General features: G+C 73.4%; 17 protein-coding genes and 1 pseudogene. 9 read left to right on the top strand and 9 right to left on the bottom strand.

Annotated elements, in window-relative coordinates:
• Nucleotides 1-22: 22 nt before the first annotated feature.
• The 5 genes from ACI6PP_RS15235 to ACI6PP_RS15215 all read left to right on the top strand — a co-directional run bounded on the left by ACI6PP_RS15235 (nucleotide 23) and on the right by ACI6PP_RS15215 (nucleotide 5,118).
• Complete coding sequence (locus ACI6PP_RS15235) at nucleotides 23-1,381, top strand: ABC transporter substrate-binding protein (RefSeq protein ID WP_421112457.1); 1,359 nt, start codon at nucleotides 23-25, stop codon at nucleotides 1,379-1,381.
• A 72-nt stretch (nucleotides 1,382-1,453) separates the two neighbouring features.
• Nucleotides 1,454-2,425: a carbohydrate ABC transporter permease gene (locus ACI6PP_RS15230; RefSeq protein WP_421112456.1), complete on the top strand. Its 972-nt coding sequence runs from the start codon at nucleotides 1,454-1,456 to the stop codon at nucleotides 2,423-2,425.
• A complete protein-coding gene (locus ACI6PP_RS15225) occupies nucleotides 2,422-3,276 on the top strand; it encodes a carbohydrate ABC transporter permease (protein ID WP_421112455.1) in 855 nt (284 codons plus the stop codon). The genes ACI6PP_RS15230 and ACI6PP_RS15225 overlap by 4 nt, the downstream gene beginning before the upstream one ends.
• 10 nt (nucleotides 3,277-3,286) lie before the next feature.
• The gene (locus ACI6PP_RS15220; protein WP_421112454.1) at nucleotides 3,287-4,315 is read left to right on the top strand and encodes a zinc-dependent alcohol dehydrogenase family protein; all 1,029 of its coding nucleotides are present in this window, start codon (nucleotides 3,287-3,289) and stop codon (nucleotides 4,313-4,315) included.
• Complete coding sequence (locus ACI6PP_RS15215; protein ID WP_421112453.1) at nucleotides 4,312-5,118, top strand: DeoR/GlpR family DNA-binding transcription regulator; 807 nt, start codon at nucleotides 4,312-4,314, stop codon at nucleotides 5,116-5,118. The genes ACI6PP_RS15220 and ACI6PP_RS15215 overlap by 4 nt, the downstream gene beginning before the upstream one ends.
• Here the strand turns inward: ACI6PP_RS15215 and ACI6PP_RS15210 are convergent.
• The 4 genes from ACI6PP_RS15210 to nagA are packed head-to-tail and all read right to left on the bottom strand — an operon-like array spanning nucleotide 5,108 to nucleotide 8,060.
• The gene (locus tag ACI6PP_RS15210; RefSeq protein WP_421112452.1) at nucleotides 5,108-5,557 is read right to left on the bottom strand and encodes a PTS sugar transporter subunit IIA; all 450 of its coding nucleotides are present in this window, start codon (nucleotides 5,555-5,557) and stop codon (nucleotides 5,108-5,110) included. The two genes, ACI6PP_RS15215 and ACI6PP_RS15210, sit on opposite strands and share 11 nt — an antisense overlap.
• On the bottom strand, nucleotides 5,554-5,784 hold the full coding sequence (locus tag ACI6PP_RS15205; RefSeq protein ID WP_421112451.1) for a PTS sugar transporter subunit IIB: 231 nt from the start codon (nucleotides 5,782-5,784) through the stop codon (nucleotides 5,554-5,556). Before ACI6PP_RS15205 ends, ACI6PP_RS15210 begins: the two co-directional genes overlap by 4 nt.
• A 39-nt stretch (nucleotides 5,785-5,823) precedes the next feature.
• Nucleotides 5,824-6,867: an SIS domain-containing protein gene (locus tag ACI6PP_RS15200; protein WP_421112450.1), complete on the bottom strand. Its 1,044-nt coding sequence runs from the start codon at nucleotides 6,865-6,867 to the stop codon at nucleotides 5,824-5,826.
• A complete protein-coding gene (gene nagA, locus ACI6PP_RS15195) occupies nucleotides 6,864-8,060 on the bottom strand; it encodes an N-acetylglucosamine-6-phosphate deacetylase (protein WP_421112449.1) in 1,197 nt (398 codons plus the stop codon). The genes ACI6PP_RS15200 and nagA overlap by 4 nt, the downstream gene beginning before the upstream one ends.
• Nucleotides 8,061-8,196: 136 nt before the next feature.
• Here nagA and ACI6PP_RS15190 point away from each other — a divergent pair, with 136 nt between their 5' ends.
• The 4 genes from ACI6PP_RS15190 to ACI6PP_RS15175 are packed head-to-tail and all read left to right on the top strand — an operon-like array spanning nucleotide 8,197 to nucleotide 12,154.
• Nucleotides 8,197-8,931, top strand: a complete 735-nt coding sequence (locus tag ACI6PP_RS15190) for a GntR family transcriptional regulator (RefSeq protein WP_421112448.1) — start codon at nucleotides 8,197-8,199, stop codon at nucleotides 8,929-8,931.
• Nucleotides 8,928-10,220 carry a PTS transporter subunit EIIC gene (locus tag ACI6PP_RS15185; RefSeq protein ID WP_421112447.1) on the top strand — a complete coding sequence of 431 codons (1,293 nt, stop codon included), beginning with the start codon at nucleotides 8,928-8,930 and terminating at the stop codon, nucleotides 10,218-10,220. Before ACI6PP_RS15190 ends, ACI6PP_RS15185 begins: the two co-directional genes overlap by 4 nt.
• Nucleotides 10,221-10,230: 10 nt before the next feature.
• On the top strand, nucleotides 10,231-10,722 hold the full coding sequence (locus ACI6PP_RS15180) for a PH domain-containing protein (RefSeq protein ID WP_421112446.1): 492 nt from the start codon (nucleotides 10,231-10,233) through the stop codon (nucleotides 10,720-10,722).
• Nucleotides 10,706-12,154 carry a PH domain-containing protein gene (locus ACI6PP_RS15175; protein ID WP_421112445.1) on the top strand — a complete coding sequence of 483 codons (1,449 nt, stop codon included), beginning with the start codon at nucleotides 10,706-10,708 and terminating at the stop codon, nucleotides 12,152-12,154. The genes ACI6PP_RS15180 and ACI6PP_RS15175 overlap by 17 nt, the downstream gene beginning before the upstream one ends.
• Here the strand turns inward: ACI6PP_RS15175 and dusB are convergent.
• The 5 genes and pseudogenes from dusB to ACI6PP_RS15150 form a co-directional block, all read right to left on the bottom strand.
• Entirely contained in the window at nucleotides 12,125-13,261 is a 1,137-nt protein-coding gene (gene dusB / locus ACI6PP_RS15170; RefSeq protein ID WP_421112444.1) for a tRNA dihydrouridine synthase DusB, read from the bottom strand. The genes ACI6PP_RS15175 and dusB overlap by 30 nt on opposite strands.
• A 22-nt stretch (nucleotides 13,262-13,283) precedes the next feature.
• Nucleotides 13,284-14,018, bottom strand: coding sequence for a membrane protein insertase YidC (gene yidC / locus ACI6PP_RS15165; RefSeq protein ID WP_421112443.1), 735 nt, complete (start codon nucleotides 14,016-14,018; stop codon nucleotides 13,284-13,286).
• A 173-nt stretch (nucleotides 14,019-14,191) separates the two neighbouring features.
• Nucleotides 14,192-14,479: a hypothetical protein gene (locus ACI6PP_RS15160; protein WP_421112442.1), complete on the bottom strand. Its 288-nt coding sequence runs from the start codon at nucleotides 14,477-14,479 to the stop codon at nucleotides 14,192-14,194.
• 28 nt (nucleotides 14,480-14,507) lie between these two features.
• A complete protein-coding gene (locus tag ACI6PP_RS15155; protein ID WP_421112441.1) occupies nucleotides 14,508-15,134 on the bottom strand; it encodes a response regulator transcription factor in 627 nt (208 codons plus the stop codon).
• Nucleotides 15,131-15,333 (bottom strand): annotated as a pseudogene (locus ACI6PP_RS15150) (hypothetical protein); the annotation flags it as partial. The gene ACI6PP_RS15155 and the pseudogene ACI6PP_RS15150, both read right to left, overlap by 4 nt.

Below are 15,333 nucleotides of genomic sequence, written 5' to 3'. Positions count from 1 at the left end.
CGGACGCACACCCGGAGGACTCATGACGACCAGATTGACCAGGCGACGCCTCGCGGCCGCCATCGCCGCCGTGGCCTCGGCGAGCATGCTCGCCGCGTGCGCCGGCGCCGGAGGCAGCGGCGGCGGGAGTGGCGAGACCACCCTGACCCTCGCCACCGTGAACAACCCGCAGATGAAGGACATGGAGTCCCTCAAGGGTGAGTTCGAGAAGGAGAACCCGGACATCAAGGTTAACTTCATCCAGATGGAGGAGAACGACCTGCGCGACGCCGTCACCAAGGACGTCGCGACGTCCGGCGGCCAGTACGACATCGCCACCGTCGGCGCCTACGAGGTGCCGATCTGGGCCGAGAACGGCTGGCTCACTGACCTCGGCCCGAAGGCCAACGAGGACGCCGACTACGACGTCGACGACCTCTTCCCCTCGATCCGTCCCATCCTCGGCTCGGGCGACAAGCTGTTCGCCGTCCCGTTCTACGGCGAGTCGTCGTTCCTGATGTACCGCAAGGACCTGTTCGAGGCCGCCGGCATCACCATGCCCGAGCAGCCCACCTGGGACCAGGTCGCGCAGTACGCCAAGCAGCTGAACGACCCGTCGAAGAACCAGACCGGCATCTGCCTGCGCGGCAAGCCCGGCTGGGGCGAGATGTTCGCGCCCGCCACCACCGTCGTCAACACCTTCGGCGGCCAGTGGTACGACCAGGACTGGAACGCCCAGGTCGACGGCGCCGGCTTCACCGAGGCGATGAAGTTCTACACCGACCTGATCAAGTCCGCCGGCGAGAAGGACCCCGTCTCGTTCGGCTTCACCGAGTGCCTCAACCTGTTCAGCCAGGGCAACGCGGCCATGTGGTACGACGCGACGTCGGCCGCCGGCTCGGTCGAGGACACCGCGAACTCCAAGGTCGCCGGCAAGGTCGGCTACGTGAAGGCCCCCGTCAAGGAGACCAAGGATGCCGGCTGGCTCTGGTCGTGGAACCTCGCGGTCCCCAAGACCTCGAAGAACCAGGACGCCGCCTGGACGTTCGTCAAGTGGGCGACGTCGAAGGAGTACATCAAGACCGTCGGCGAGGACCTCGGCTGGTCCCGCGTGCCCCCGGGCTCGCGCCTGTCGACGTACGAGCTGCCCGAGTACGAGAAGGCCGCCGCCGCGTTCGCCCCGATCACCAAGACGATCATGGAGGGCGTGGACCCCAAGCAGCCGGGGACGCAGCCGCAGCAGTGGGTCGGCATCCAGTACGTGTCGATCCCGGAGTTCCAGGACGTGGGCAACCAGGTCTCGCAGAAGATGGCCGACGTCCTCGCGGGACGCTCGAGCCTGGACGACGCGCTCAAGGAGAGCCAGGCCATCGCCCAGAAGGCCGGCGACGCGCAGAAGTAGCCGAGTCCCCCGGCGGGGCGGGCCCTTCGCCCGCCCCGCCGGGGGCCCGCCCCGGTAGTACGGAGATCACCCATGGCACAGACCACCGCGGTGGACCCGTCGGCCGACGCCGACGACACCCCGCCCACCCCCTCCTCGCCACGCGAGGCCCTCAAGGCCAACAGCGCCAGCGCACGCGAGCGCAGGTTTGGCCGCAAGCTCCTGCTGCCGGCGTTCGTCGTCTCGGTGCTCGTCACCCAGGTCCCGTTCCTGGTGACGATCTACTACTCGTTCCAGGACTGGAACTTGCAGCGACCCGACGACCGCTCCTTCGCGGGCTTCGACAACTACGTCACCGTCTTCACCGGCGGCACGTTCATCCCGGCGATGATCTCCACGATCATCATCGTGGGCGGGTCGGTGCTGCTGTCGCTGATCCTCGGGCTCGGCCTGGCGACGCTGCTCGACCGCAAGTTCGTCGGTCAGGCGTTCGCCCGCACGCTGCTCATCACCCCGTTCCTGGTGATGCCGGCCGCGGCCGCGCTGATCTGGAAGTGGACGATGCTCGACGCCAACGTCGGCATGGTCAACTGGGCGCTCGACCTGGTGGGCATCCCCGCGGTCGCCTGGAACACCGACTTCCCGATCGTCACGATCATCGCGGTGCTCACCTGGCAGTACACGCCGTTCATGATGCTGATCCTGCTCGCCGGGCTGCAGTCGCAGAGCGGCGAGATCCTCGAGGCGGCCTCGGTGGACGGCGCCGGCGGGTGGCGCATCTTCACCGCCATGACGCTGCCGCACCTCAAGCAGTACCTGATCCTGGCCACCGTGCTCGGCACCATCATGATGATCCAGGTCTTCGACCCGGTCGCGATCATGACGCGCGGCACCGGCGGCACCAAGACGCTGTCCTACCTGCTCTACGAGCGGGCGTTCATCGGCCTCGAGGTCGGTGAGGCCGCCGCCTACGGCGTGGTCACCGTGATCCTCACGATCATCGTCGCGACGCTCGCACTGCGCAGCGTCTTCAAGTTCCTCACCGAGGAGGGCAGCCGGTCATGACCACCGCCACCCCCACCCGTCCCACGCCGATGCGCCTGGGCAGGCGGGCGAGCTCCACGCTGATCACGGTCCTCACCTGGCTCGTCGTCGTGGTGTTCTTCTTCCCCGTCGCCTGGATGGTCTTCACGTCCTTCAAGTCCGAGGGCGCCGCGGCCACGTTCCCGCCGCAGTTCGTCACCGACCTGAGCCTGGACCGCTACCGCGACATCCTCGGGCGCGGCATGGGCGCGTACCTGATCAACTCCACCATCGCGGCCGTCGGGTCCACCGTCGTCGTGATGCTGCTCGCGATCCCCGCGGCCTACGGGCTGTCGGTGCGTCCCATCACGCGCTGGTCCGACATGCTCTTCTTCTTCATCTCGACGCGGTTCATGCCCGTCGCGGCGTCGATCATCCCGGTCTACATCGTGCTGCAGAAGGCCGGGCTGCTCGACAACATCAACGCCCTGGCGTTCCTGTACGTCGGCATCAACCTGCCGATCGCGATCTGGATGATGCGCTCGTTCTTCGCCGAGATCCCCCGCGAGGTGGTGGAGGCCGCGCAGATCGACGGCGCCGGCTACTTCCGCGAGCTCGTGCGGGTGTCGCTGCCGATGGTCTCCCCCGGTGCGGCCGCGGCGGCGCTGATCACGTTCATCTTCGCCTGGAACGAGTACTTCCTGGCCAACCTGCTCACCTCGACGCTGGCCCGCACCACCCCGCCGTTCCTCGGCAGCGTGGTCGACGGTCGCGGACAGTTCCTGGCCGCGCTGTGCGCGGCCTCGACGCTCGCGGTCCTGCCGGTCGTCATCGCGGGCTGGATCGCCCAGAAGCGCCTCGTCCGTGGCCTGGCCATGGGCGCGATCAAGTAGAGGAGCGGGCGTGCGAGCGATCGTCTTCGACGGGCCGGGCGAGCTGCGCGTCGCCGAGGTGCCCGACCCCGAGCCCGGACCGCGCGACGTCGTGGTCCGGGTGGAGGCGGTCGGCATCTGCGGCACCGACGTGCACGTGTTCGACGGCGAGTTCGAGCCGACCGTCTTCCCCCTCACCCCGGGGCACGAGATGTCCGGGGTGGTGGACTCGGTCGGGTCCGACGTCACCGGCTTCGCGGCCGGCGACCGGGTGTCGGTCGACCCGACGCTGACGTGCGGCGAGTGCGCGTACTGCGGCGTCGGGCGGGGCAACCTGTGCGAGAACTGGAACGGCATGGGCGTGGCCCGCACCGACGGCGGCAGCGCCGAGCTGGTGCGGGCGCCGGTCGCCAACGTGCACCACCTCGCCGACCACGTGGACCTCGCCGAGGCCGCGATGATCGAGCCGCTGTCGTGCGCCATCCACGGGTTCGACCTGCTCCCCCGCCGTCTCGGCGAGCACTACCTCGTCTACGGGGCGGGGACCATGGGCCTGATGATGGGACAGCTCGCGCCGCTGCAGGGCGCCGCGAGCGTCACGGTGGTCGACCCGAACGAGAGCCGCCTGCAGGTCGCCCGCGAGGTCGGCCTCGACGACGTCGTCACCCACGCCGACCAGGCGCGCCGCCCGGGAGGCTGGGACGTGGTCATCGACTGCACCGGCGTGCCGGCCGCGATCGAGGACGGCCTGCGACGGGTGCGACGCGGCGGCACCTACCAGCAGTTCGGCGTGGCGTCGGTCGACGCCCGCGCGAGCTTCTCGCCCTTCCGCGTCTACAACGACGAGGTGACCATCGTCGGGTCGATGGCCGTCCTGGCGTCCTACGCGCGGGCCGTCGAGATGTTCTCGGCCGGCGCCATCAGGGCGACCCCGATGATCTCGCACGCGTTCTGCCTCGACGACTACGCCGAGGCCCTCGAGCTGTTCCGGAAGGGAACCGGGCGCAAGCTCCAGATCCGTCCGAACGCCTCCGCGTCCGTGGCGCTGCTGGCACCATGACCGACGTGATCGAGCCCTCGCGGGAGACCGAGCAGGTGCGCCTGAGCGCCAGGGAGCGGCACGACGCGATCGTGGGCTACCTCGGCTCGGAGGGGCGGGTCGAGGCCACCGACCTCGCCACCCGCCTGGACGTCGCGGTCGAGACGGTGCGCCGCGACCTGCGGCTCCTCGAGGGACGCGGCGCCCTGCAGCGCGCCCACGGCGGGGCGGTGCCGGTCAGCCCGCTCGAGCGACCCGCACGCCCCGTCGCCGACGCGGCGTCGACCTCGCTCGGTGCGGCTGCGGTGAGGTTCATGCCGGCCCGCGGCTCGGCCCTGATCGGCCAGGGCCAGCACTGCCTCGCGCTCGCCTCGGCGGTCGTGGAGGACAAGCGCCGGTGGGACGGGCTGCGGCTGGCCACCACGTCGGTCGAGGTCGCCGTGCTCCTGTCACGCCGCGAGGACCTCGTCGTGCACAACCTCGGCGGCACGGTCGGCTCGGACTTCGCCCAGCACGGCCAGTGGACGCTCGACGAGCTCGACCGGATCAACGTCGACGTCGCGTTCCTCGCGCCCAGCGGGGTCGACGTCGAGGGCGGCCTGACCCTGGAGGACGGACGCGACGGGGCGGTCGCGAGCGCGGTGCTCGCCTCGGCCCGCCGGCTGGTCGTGATGGCCGACGCCGCCGCCGTCGGCGCCGTCGGGTTCTGGCGCTTCGGCACGCTGGGCGACGTCGACGTCCTGGTGGCCGACGCGGGCTCGTCCGAGCACGCGCTGGCCGCGATGGAGGAGCTCGACCTGACGCTGGAGCGCGTCAGAGGCTGAACAGCACCGCGCCGGCGTCCACGTCGCTGCCGACCGACCCGGCCACCACGGTGCCGGGCGGGGAGTCCATCAGCACGACGGGCACCACGGCCGAGCGTCCGCCGGCGGCGATCGCGGCGGGGTCCCACCGGACGACGGGCTGGCCGGCGGTCACCGTCTGCCCCTCCGCGGCGAGCAGCTCGAAGCCCTCGCCGCCGAGCTGCACGGTGTCGATGCCGAGGTGCACCAGGACCCCCGTGCCGTCGGCCGCGACCACGACGTAGGCGTGCGGGTGCAGCTTGACGACCGTGCCGTCGACCGGCGAGACGGCCTCGACCGGCCCGTCGGCGCTCGGGGCGACCGCGACGCCCGAGCCGACGATCTCGCCGGCGAACACCGGGTCGGGGACGTCGGCGAGCGCCTGCACGGCCCCGGCGACGGGTGCGAGGACGTCGGTCACCGCAGGTCCTCGATGTCGCTGGCGATCGTGTCGGCGTCCGGGCCGACGACCACCTGCACGACGGTGCCGGAGATCATCACGCCGTACGCGCCGGCGGCCTTGAGCGCGCGCTCGTCGACGAGCGAGCCGTCCTCGACCTCGGTGCGCAGCCGCGTGATGCACGGCTCGATCTCGACGATGTTCGACAGGCCTCCGAGGCCGTCGACGATCTGCTGGGCCTGGCTCATGGGCTCTCCTCAGGCGGAACTGGCGGGGACTGACGGGGTTCAGGGGGCGTCGGTGCGGGTGACCTTGGACAGCCCGCGCGGGGCGTCGGGGTCGAGACCGAGCGTACGGGCGAGCTGCTCGACGACGAGCTGCAGCGGGACGATCGACGCCAGCGGCGCGAGCCGCTCGGTCAGGTCGCCCCCGGGCAGCCACAGGTCGCACGCGGCGCGGAAGGCGTCGTCACCGCCCACACCGACGACCGTGGCGCCGCGGCCGCGGAGGTCGCCGGCCAGCTCGGTCATCGCCGTGCGCAGCGGTCCGTCCGGCGCCGCGACCACCAGGGCGGTGACGTCGTCGTCGACCACCGAGATCGGACCGTGGCGCAGGTCGGCGTAGGAGTAGCCGCGCACCGGCTGCAGGCACGTCTCCTCGAGCTTGAGCGCGGTCTCGAGCGCGGTGCCCATCAGCAGCCCGCGTCCGGTGACGATCTGCTGGCGCGGACGGGCGAGCAGCTCGACCGCGTCGTCGACGCCGTCCCGTGCCGCCAGGAGACCGGCGACGACGCCGGCGGCACCCAGCAGCGCGTCGTCGAGGGCCGGGTCGGCGGGGCCGGCGGCGGTGCCCACGAGGGCCATCGCCGCCACCTGCGCGAGGTAGGTCTTGGTGGCCGGCACGGCGAGCTCGCGGCCGGCGGTGGTCACCAGCGCCAGGCCCGCCTCGCGCGCGAGGGCGGAGTCGGCCCCGTTGGTGACGGCGACGGTGGCCGCGCCGCACCGTGCGGCCCAGGCCTGGGTCTGGACGATCTCGGCGGTCTCGCCGGACTGCGACACGCTGACGACGACGGTGTCGGACAGGTCGAGGTGGGCGTCGTAGTGGGTGGCGACGCTCGGCGCCGCCATCGCGCACGGGACGCCGGCATGGGTCTCGAGCAGGTAGCGCCCGTACAGGGCGGCGTTGTCGCTGGACCCGCGCGCCACCAGCATCACGCGGCGACGCTCGCGGAGCAGCGCACCCACCTCGTCCCGCAGGGGCAGCAGGGCGTCGAGGGTGGAGCGGAGGACGTTGGGCTGCTCGGCCACCTCGGTGGCCATCTGGGTGGTCATGCGGGCACCTGCTCGGGGTCGAGGGGGCGGGCGGGGTCGGTCCAGGCGGGGCGTCCGGCGACCCAGGTGGCGCGGCAGCGCAGGTCGTCGTCGAGCCAGACGAGGTCGGCGGCCGCACCCGGGACGAGCCGGCCGAGGTCGGGGCGGCCGAGGGCGTCGGCCGGCACCCGCGTGGCGGCCTCGACCGCGGTCGTCAGGTCGATGCCGCAGGCGACGGCGTGCGCGACGGCCTCGTCGAGGCGGACGGCCGAGCCCGCGATGGTGCCGTCGGCGCGCAGGGGCGGGTGTCCGTCGGCGATCGTCAGCTTCTCGCCGCCGAGCTCGTAGGTGCCCGGCGGCATGCCGAGCGCCGAGACGGCGTCGGTGACGAGCATGACGCGCCCCGCGGCGGCGGCGAACGTCAGCCGGACGGCCGTGGGCTCGACGTGGTGCAGGTCGACGATCAGCCCGAGCGTGAGACGGGGGTCGGCCAGCCCGGCGCCCACCACGCCCGGGTCGCGGTGGTGCAGCGGGCGCTGGGCGTTGAACAGGTGCGTGACGAGCGTGGCGCCGGCGTCCGCGGCGGCACGCACGACGTCGTCGGAGGCGTCGCTGTGGCCGACCGCCACCCCGACGCCGGCCGTGGCGATGCGGCGGACGGCGTCGATGCCGCCGTCGCGCTCCGGTGCGAGGGTGACGTAGCCGAGGTCGCCCGGGGACGCGTCGAGCAGGGTGTCGACGAGCCGGGGCGTGGGGTCGACGAGCAGGTGCTCGCGGTGCGCGCCGCGGCGTCGTGGCGACAGGAACGGGCCCTCGACGTGGCAGGGCAGCAGCCGTGCGCCGGCCTCGGGGGCCGACGCGCGGACACCTCCGTAGCCCGCGACGAGGCCGGCCAGCTCGTCGATCTCGGCGGTGATGAAGGTGGGCACGACGGCGGTGACGCCGGTCGCCGTCAGGCCGTGGGCGACCCGGGCGAAGTCGTCGGGCGTCGCGTCGGCGAAGTCGGTGCCGAACGCCCCGTTCAGCTGGGCGTCGACCAGCCCGGGCACGAGGTGGCCGTCGTCGAGCACGAGGTCGGGCTCGGCCGGCGACGCGCCGTGCCCCGACGCGGTGACGCGACCGTCGGTGACCTCGACCCAGCCCGGCCCACGGGTGCCGCGGGCCACGCCGATCACGTCGGCGGCGGCGATCAGGGTCCGCTTCGGCGAGGACACGACTGGGCTCCCGGGGGTTGACACGGCCGACGAGGCCGGAGGATGCTGCGCTGGTTCGTACTGGACCGTACCAGTTGCCTCGGCGGCCGTCGAGCGTCCGCGAAGGGGTGGGAGCACCGTGCTGAAGGACTCCGGCGTGCCCAAGCACGCGCAGCTCCGCACCATCCTGCTCGAGCAGATCGACGGCGGGCTCTCCCCCGGCGACCTGATCGCCTCCGAGCGCGACCTGATGGCCACGCACGGCGTCAGCCGGGCCACCGTCCGCTCGGCGATCGGCTCGCTCGTGGGCGACGGCCGGCTGCAGCGCGTGCACGGCAAGGGCACCGTCGTGACCCGTCCGCGCGTGGAGAGCCAGCTGCACCTCGCGTCGTTCACGCAGGACATGCGCCGACGCGGGCACCGACCCACCACGCAGGTGCTCCAGGTCGGCGCGCTCGTGCCACCCGCCGACGTGGCCGCGGCGCTGCGTCTCGCCGAGGACGCCACCGCGTGGCGCGTCGAGCGCCTGCGCCTCGCCGACGACGAGCCGATGGCGCACGAGGTGAGCTGGTACCCCGTCGACCGGTTCCCCGGCCTCGACGCCGAGGACCTCACCGGGTCCCTGTACTCCGTGCTGTCGGCCCGCTACGGCGTGACCGTCGACGGCGCGACGCAGACCGCGTGGTCCGAGCTGTGCGGACGCGCGCTGGCGACGCTGCTCGACGTCCGCCGACCCGCCAGCGTCCTGGTCTTCGAACGCGTCGGCACCGCCGGCGGCGACGTCGTCGAGCACACCACCAGTGCCTACCGCGGCGACCGCTACCAGATCCAGATGTCCCTCGGGCCCAGCACCGCTCCCTCCCCCCACCCCACAGAGGAAGGCCGCTCATGACCGCCACCACGACCACGCGCCAGAAGCGCGGTGTGCCCGGGCTCGCCCAGGTGCAGAAGTTCGGCCGCAGCCTGATGCTGCCGATCGCGTCGCTGCCCGTCGCCGCGCTCCTCGCCCGGCTCGGCAGCCCCGACATGCTCGGTGCCGACGGTCTCGGCTGGACCTCGGTCGCCACGGTCATCGGCGCCGCGGGCAACGCGCTGCTGGGCAACCTGGCGCTGCTGTTCGCGGTCGGCGTGGCCATCGGCATCGCCAAGAAGGCCGACGGCTCGACGGCGCTGGCCGCCGTCGCCGGCTACCTGGTCTTCAAGGGCGTCTTCGACGCGACGATCCCCCTGGTGATGACGGTGGACGACGAGAACGCCGCCGCCGTGGCCAAGGGGTACGACGTGCTCGGCGGCATCGTCATGGGCGTCACCGCGGGACTGCTGTGGCAGCGGTTCTACCGGATCAAGCTGCCGTCGTACCTGGCGTTCTTCGGCGGACGACGCTTCGTGCCGATGGTCACCGCGATCGCCGCCATCGTCATCTCGGTGCTGATGAGCCTGGTCTACCCGGCGTTCTCCGCGGGCCTGACGAACGTGTCGGACTGGATCGCCGGCAACAGCGTCGTGGGCGGGTTCGTCTACGGCACGCTGAACCGCCTGCTCATCCCGCTCGGCCTGCACCACGTGCTGAACTCCGGGCCCTGGTTCCTGTTCGGCTCCTACGAGGGGGCCAACGGCGTCGTCAACGGCGACATCCCGCGCTTCCTCGCCGGCGACCCGACCGCGGGCGCCTTCATGACCGGCTTCTTCCCGATCATGATGTTCGCCCTGCCCGCCGCCGCGATCGCGATCTGGCACGAGGCCAAGCCGTCGCAGAAGAAGGTCGTCGGCGGCATCATGATCAGCGCCGCCCTCACCAGCTTCATCACCGGCGTCACCGAGCCGCTCGAGTTCTCGTTCATGTTCGTCGCGTTCCCGCTGTACGTCATCCACGCGCTGCTCACCGGCACCTCGATCGCCCTGGTCAACGCCCTGGGCATCAAGGACGGGTTCGGGTTCTCCGCCGGGCTGATCGACTACCTGATCAACTTCAACATCGCGACCAAGCCGCTCCTGCTGCTCGTCGTCGGCGTGGGGTACGCGATCGTCTACTACGTGCTGTTCCGCGTCGTCATCCGCTGGTGGAACCTCAAGACCCCCGGCCGCGAGGACGACGAGGACATCGCCGCCGAGACGCCTCCCGAGCAGGCCACCGCGGGCGCGGGCACGTCGAGGACCGGGGACGACACCGGGGTGTCCTAGGGTCGGTCGGGTGAGTGACGTCTTCGCGCCGCCGGTCGAGCACTGGAACCGGGTCTCCACCTCCCTGCGCACGGTCCAGCGCATCGTCACCGTCGGGCCGCTCGTCGCGGTGGGGGCGGTGGCGGCGGTGCTGCTGCAGGTCCTCCTCGGCTGGGTGTGGCTGACGACGCTCGTCGCCGTCGTCACCCTCGGGCTCGCGGTCTGGGTCTGGCTCTGGGCCGCGCGCCACCAGGCGTCGTGGGGGTACGCCGAGAACGAGGACGACCTCTTCGTCACCGGCGGCGTCGCCTGGCGGCGCCTGGTCGCCGTCCCCTACGGGCGCATGCAGTTCGTCGACGTCAAGGCCGGCCCGATCGAGCGCGCCTTCGGCATCGCGACCGTCACGCTGCACACCGCGAGCAGCGGCACGACCGCCACGATCCCCGGCCTGCCCGCCGAGGAGGCCAACCGGCTGCGCAACCGCCTCACCGAGCTCGGCGAGTCCCGTGGCGCCGGGCTCTGAGGGCCGGGGCGACCAGCCCGACGCCGCGCCGTCCGAGCCCGACCTGTCCCAGGTGGACGCCCAGGAGCTCGAGCCCGCGGAGGTCCGCGGGTCGCGCACCCACCCGGCCAGCGCGTTCGTCCGGGTCTGGCTGTTCGTGCTCGCCGCGGGCGTCGGGTCGGTCCAGCAGCTCGCCGAGGAGCTCGACGTCCGCCGCGCGGCCGTCGTCATCGTCCTCGGGCTCGTCGCGGGCGGTGTCTTCGGGTTCGTCCGCTGGGTCACCACGCGCTACGTGATCGACGGCCGCGAGCTGCGCGTCGACTCCGGCCTGCTCACCCGCACCTCGCGGCGCGCGCCGTACGAGCGCATCCAGTCCGTCGACGTCGCCCAGCCCCTCGGCGCCCGGGTCCTCGGGCTCGCCGAGCTGCGCGTCGAGCTCGCCGGCGGCGACGGCTCCCGCGTCGCCCTGCAGTACCTGTCCAAGGCCGACGCCTACCGCCTGCGCGGCGTCCTCGTCGAGCGCGCGCACGCCGTCGGCGACGACCCGGCCGGTCCGGAGCACCCGGTGGCCGACGGCGAGGTGCGTCCGGCGCCGGCCGCGCTCGACGACCCCGGCCGCCTGGTCGCCCAGGTCGAACCCGGCCACCTCGTCGTCGGCACCCTGCTGTCGATGGACCTGATCGTCGGCGCCGTCGGCACCCTGGTGGTGCTGGCGGTCGTCGGCGTCACCGGCTCGTTCTTCCTCGTGGTCCCGCTCCTGCTGCCGTTCGCGGGCAACGTGTTCCGGATCGTCGCGGGCCGCGTCGTCGCGCAGTGGGGCTTCCGCCTCACGCGCGGGCCCCGCGGGCTGCGCATCGAGCGCGGGCTGCTCGGCCGGGTCAGCCAGACCGTCCCGGTCGGACGCGTGCAGGGCGTGGCCGTCGAGCAGCCGATCCTGTGGCGGCGCTGGGGCTGGCGCCGGCTGCAGGTTGACGTCGCCGGCGCCGCCGGCGAGAGCAACGACGACGAGAACCCGTCGACGCTGCTCCCCATCGGCTCGCCAGGGCTGGCCCGCGCCGTCGTCGCCGAGGTGCTGCCCGGCGTCGACGCCGACTCGATCCCCGTCGAGCAGGTGCCGCGCCGCTCGCGGTGGTTCGCGCCGATCGGCTGGCGTCGCCGGGCCGTCGGCGCCGACGAGCGCGCCTTCGTGACCACCACGGGCTGGGTCACCCACCGGATGGATGTCGTGCCGCACGCCAAGACCCAGTCGGTCGCGATCAGCCAGGGCCCGCTGCAGCGCCGCCTCGGCCTGGCCGACCTCGAGGTGCACACCCCCGACGGCCCGGTGAACGCGCGCGGCCGCAACCTCGACGCGGCGCGTGCGCGCCAGGTCGGGATGCGGCAGCTCGACGCGGCCCGCGCCGCGCGGGCGTCCGACGACGGCTCAGCCGCCGGACACCGCGTCCTCGGCTAGCGGGTCCAGCGCCGAGTCGTGCCGGCGGTGGTCGAGCCAGCCGTCCGGGACGACGACCTTCTTCGGGCTGCCCTGACGGCCTCGCGGGCTGCCCAGCTCGGACACCGGGTAGGGCTCGTCGGGGTCGAGACGCTCGAGCAGGACGTCGAGCGACGCGAGGTCGTCGACGTGCCCGAGCTGGTCGCGCAGCTGGCCGCCGGCGGCGAAGCCCTTGAGGTACCAGGCCACGTGCTTGCGGAACTCGACGCAGCCGCGGCGCTCGTCGCGCATGTGCTCGACCAGCAGCTCGGCGTGGCGGCGCATCACCGCCCGGACCTCGCCGAGCGTGGGCAGCTCGAGCACCTGCTCGCCCGCGAACGCGGCGGCGAGGTCGCGGAACAGCCAGGGACGGCCGAGGCACCCGCGTCCGACGACGACGCCCGCGGCACCCGTCTGCTCGACCATGCGCACCGCGTCGGCGGCCTCCCAGACGTCGCCGTTGCCGAGCACCGGGATGTCGACGGCCTCGACGAGCGTGGCGATCGAGTCCCAGTCGGCGGTGCCCGAGTAGTGCTGGACGGCGGTGCGCCCGTGCAGGGCGATCGCGGCGCAGCCGGTCTCCTGCGCGAGGCGGCCGGCGTCGAGGTAGGTGAGGTGGTCCTCGTCGATGCCCTTGCGGGTCTTCATCGTCACCGGCACGCCGTAGGGCGTGGCGGCCGAGACCGCCGCGGTGAGGATCTCGGCGAGCAGCCCCGCCTTCCACGGCAGCGCCGCTCCCCCGCCCTTGCGCGTCACCTTGGGCACCGGGCAGCCGAAGTTCAGGTCGACGTGGTCGACGCCGTGGTCGCCGCAGAGGATCTCCACGGCCTTGCCGACGTACGTCGGGTCGACGCCGTACAGCTGCACCGAGCGGATCGCCTCGGACTCGGCGAACGTCAGCATCGAGAGGCTGACGCGGTCGCCCTCGACGAGCCCGCGGGAGGTGATCATCTCGCAGACGTACAGGCCCGCGCCCTGCTCGGCGCAGAGCTCGCGGAAGGCCGCGTTCGTCACTCCCGCCATCGGCGCGAGCACGACCGGCGGGCTGACCTCGAGGTCGCCCAGGCGGAGCGTGGTGGGCAGCGTCATGCCCCCATTGTCGCGCACCGCCTCAGCCCCTCGCGAGGAGCACGCGACGGACGACCAGCCGCTCGGTGCACGTCCACGCGGCCGACGTCGCGAGGTACAGGGCCGCGGCCAGCGGGACGAAGCAGGCGAACCCCACCGACAGCACCGGCGCGAGGTACCGCAGGCCCCCCGCCCCGGGCACGGGCTCGACGCCCTCGACCGGTGCGGTCGAACGGGCCAGGACGACGCCTGCCACCGCGACCACCAGCAGCAGGGCGGCGAACACCGTGGCCCCGGGCGGGGTGAGCGCACCGGCGGCGACCACCCTGACCAGCGAGGACCCCAGCCCGACGCCGACGAGGGCCTGGTCGAGCAGCAGGTTCGGCAGCCCGGCGAGCCGGGCCTGGGTGAACACGCCGTAGACCATGGCGAGGACGGGTGCCTGGGCGAGCACCGGCAGACAGCCCGCGAGCGGCGAGGCGCCCTCGCGGTCGTACAGCTCGAGCAGCCTGGCGCGGAGCACCTCCGGCCTGTCGCGGTACCGGCGTCGCAGGTCCGCGACGAGCGGCGCGATCCGCCGTCGTCCGAGGTCCGCGCGCACCTGGGCGACGCCGAGCGGCACGAGGAGGAGGCGCACGAGCGCCGTCAGGGTGACGACGGCCGCAGCCGCAGCGTGGTCGGCGCCGACGAGCGGCGCGAGCGCGTCCGCGAGGGACAGGACGAGGTCGCCGGCGTGACGCAGGAGGGCGGCGACGGGAGGCAGGTCGAACGGTGACATGGGTGCTCCAGGAGGTGGCGCGGACGTGGGACGTGGCTCGTCCGGCCGCCGGAGTCCTCACCCTGGGTCGTCGACTTCCGCCTCAGCTACCTGTTGCGAGCGTGCACGAGTGACTGAGCCGGAAGTCGACGGCCGGCGGGTGGGCTCGGGAGGGCGTGCGCGGGTGCGCGACGTCAGGCGGCGGCCGGGACGGGGTGTCCCGGGGCGCGGGGACGTGGGCGCGCGTCGGTGTCGGGGTCGCTCTGGGCGACCGGCGCCACCTCGCCGGGCGCGGTGCTCCGGGCCGAGGCGTAGGGCGGTGCGACGCGCGTCGTCACCGGGGTGGAGGCGATCCGGGCGCAGCCGAGCAGCGCGACGACGGCCAGCGCGGCCGCGGCCGTGCCCGCCAGGCGCGGGTCGGCGTCGAGCAGCCACAGGTGCGCGGCGAGGAACGCCACCACCTGCTGCACCACCGCGTCCATGCCCCGCACCCTAGCCCGTGCGACGGGCTCAGCGGCCGAGGAGCCAGCCGTTGAGGTCGGCGATGCGGACGGCCTCGGCGCGGGTGCGGGCCCCGGTCTTGCCGATCGCGGACGACAGGTGGTTGCGCACGGTGCCCTCGGACAGGCTGAGCGCGCGGGCGACGTCGGCGACGGTGCCGCCGTCGCGGGCGGCCGACAGCACGTCGGTCTCGCGCGCCGTCAGGGGCGTCTCGCCCTGCGAGAGCGAGTCGGCCGCGAGCGCGGGGTCGACGACCCGCAGCCCCTGGTGCACGCGTCGCACCGCGTCGGCGAGCTGGCGGGCGGGGGTGTCCTTGACGACGAACCCGCTCGCGCCGGCGGCCATCGCCTGGCGGAGGTAGCCCGGGCGCCCGAACGTGGTGACCACGAGGACGCGACACCCCGGGCGTGCGGCGAGCAGCTCGCGGGTCGCGGCGACGCCGTCCAGGCCGGGCATCTCGACGTCGAGCAGAGCCACGTCCGGCTCCGACGACGTCGCCGCGGTCACCACCTCGTCGCCGCGACCGACCTCGGCCACGACGCTGATGTCGGGCTCGAGGTCGAGCAGCGCGGCCAGCGCCCCCCGGACGAGACCCTGGTCGTCGGCGAGCAGGACGCGGATCGGGTGGTCGCTCACGGCGTGACCTCCAGGCTGAGTCGGAATCCGGTGCCGTCGTCGCCGGGTCCGGTGGACACCCGCGCGCCGGCCAGCCGGGCCCGTTGACGCAGCCCGTCCAGGCCGTGCCCCGCCTCGGCGTGGTGGCCGGCGCCGACGCCGTCGTCCACGACCTCGAGCCGAGTGGGAGTGACGGTGACGCGGCACGTCCGGGCCCCGC

It is taken from the genome of Solicola agrisoli (assembly GCF_049059935.1).
In the GTDB taxonomy this organism is placed as follows: domain Bacteria; phylum Actinomycetota; class Actinomycetes; order Propionibacteriales; family Nocardioidaceae; genus JAURVT01.
The sequence above is the reverse complement of the archived record's forward strand: the minus strand, read 5'-3'. Positions and strand labels throughout refer to the sequence as shown.

Excerpts from the sequence above, each read along its gene's own strand:
- ACI6PP_RS15185 (WP_421112447.1), top strand. The coding sequence starts at position 8,928 with ATGACCGCCACCACGACCACGCGCCAGAAGCGCGGTGTGCCCGGGCTC.
- ACI6PP_RS15230 (WP_421112456.1), top strand. The coding sequence starts at position 1,454 with ATGGCACAGACCACCGCGGTGGACCCGTCGGCCGACGCCGACGACACC.
- ACI6PP_RS15205 (WP_421112451.1), bottom strand. The coding sequence starts at position 5,784 with ATGAGCCAGGCCCAGCAGATCGTCGACGGCCTCGGAGGCCTGTCGAAC.
- ACI6PP_RS15215 (WP_421112453.1), top strand. The coding sequence starts at position 4,312 with ATGACCGACGTGATCGAGCCCTCGCGGGAGACCGAGCAGGTGCGCCTG.
- ACI6PP_RS15160 (WP_421112442.1), bottom strand. The coding sequence starts at position 14,479 with ATGGACGCGGTGGTGCAGCAGGTGGTGGCGTTCCTCGCCGCGCACCTG.
- ACI6PP_RS15225 (WP_421112455.1), top strand. The coding sequence starts at position 2,422 with ATGACCACCGCCACCCCCACCCGTCCCACGCCGATGCGCCTGGGCAGG.
- ACI6PP_RS15200 (WP_421112450.1), bottom strand. The coding sequence starts at position 6,867 with ATGACCACCCAGATGGCCACCGAGGTGGCCGAGCAGCCCAACGTCCTC.
- ACI6PP_RS15235 (WP_421112457.1), top strand. The coding sequence starts at position 23 with ATGACGACCAGATTGACCAGGCGACGCCTCGCGGCCGCCATCGCCGCC.
- dusB (WP_421112444.1), bottom strand. The coding sequence starts at position 13,261 with ATGACGCTGCCCACCACGCTCCGCCTGGGCGACCTCGAGGTCAGCCCG.
- yidC (WP_421112443.1), bottom strand. The coding sequence starts at position 14,018 with ATGTCACCGTTCGACCTGCCTCCCGTCGCCGCCCTCCTGCGTCACGCC.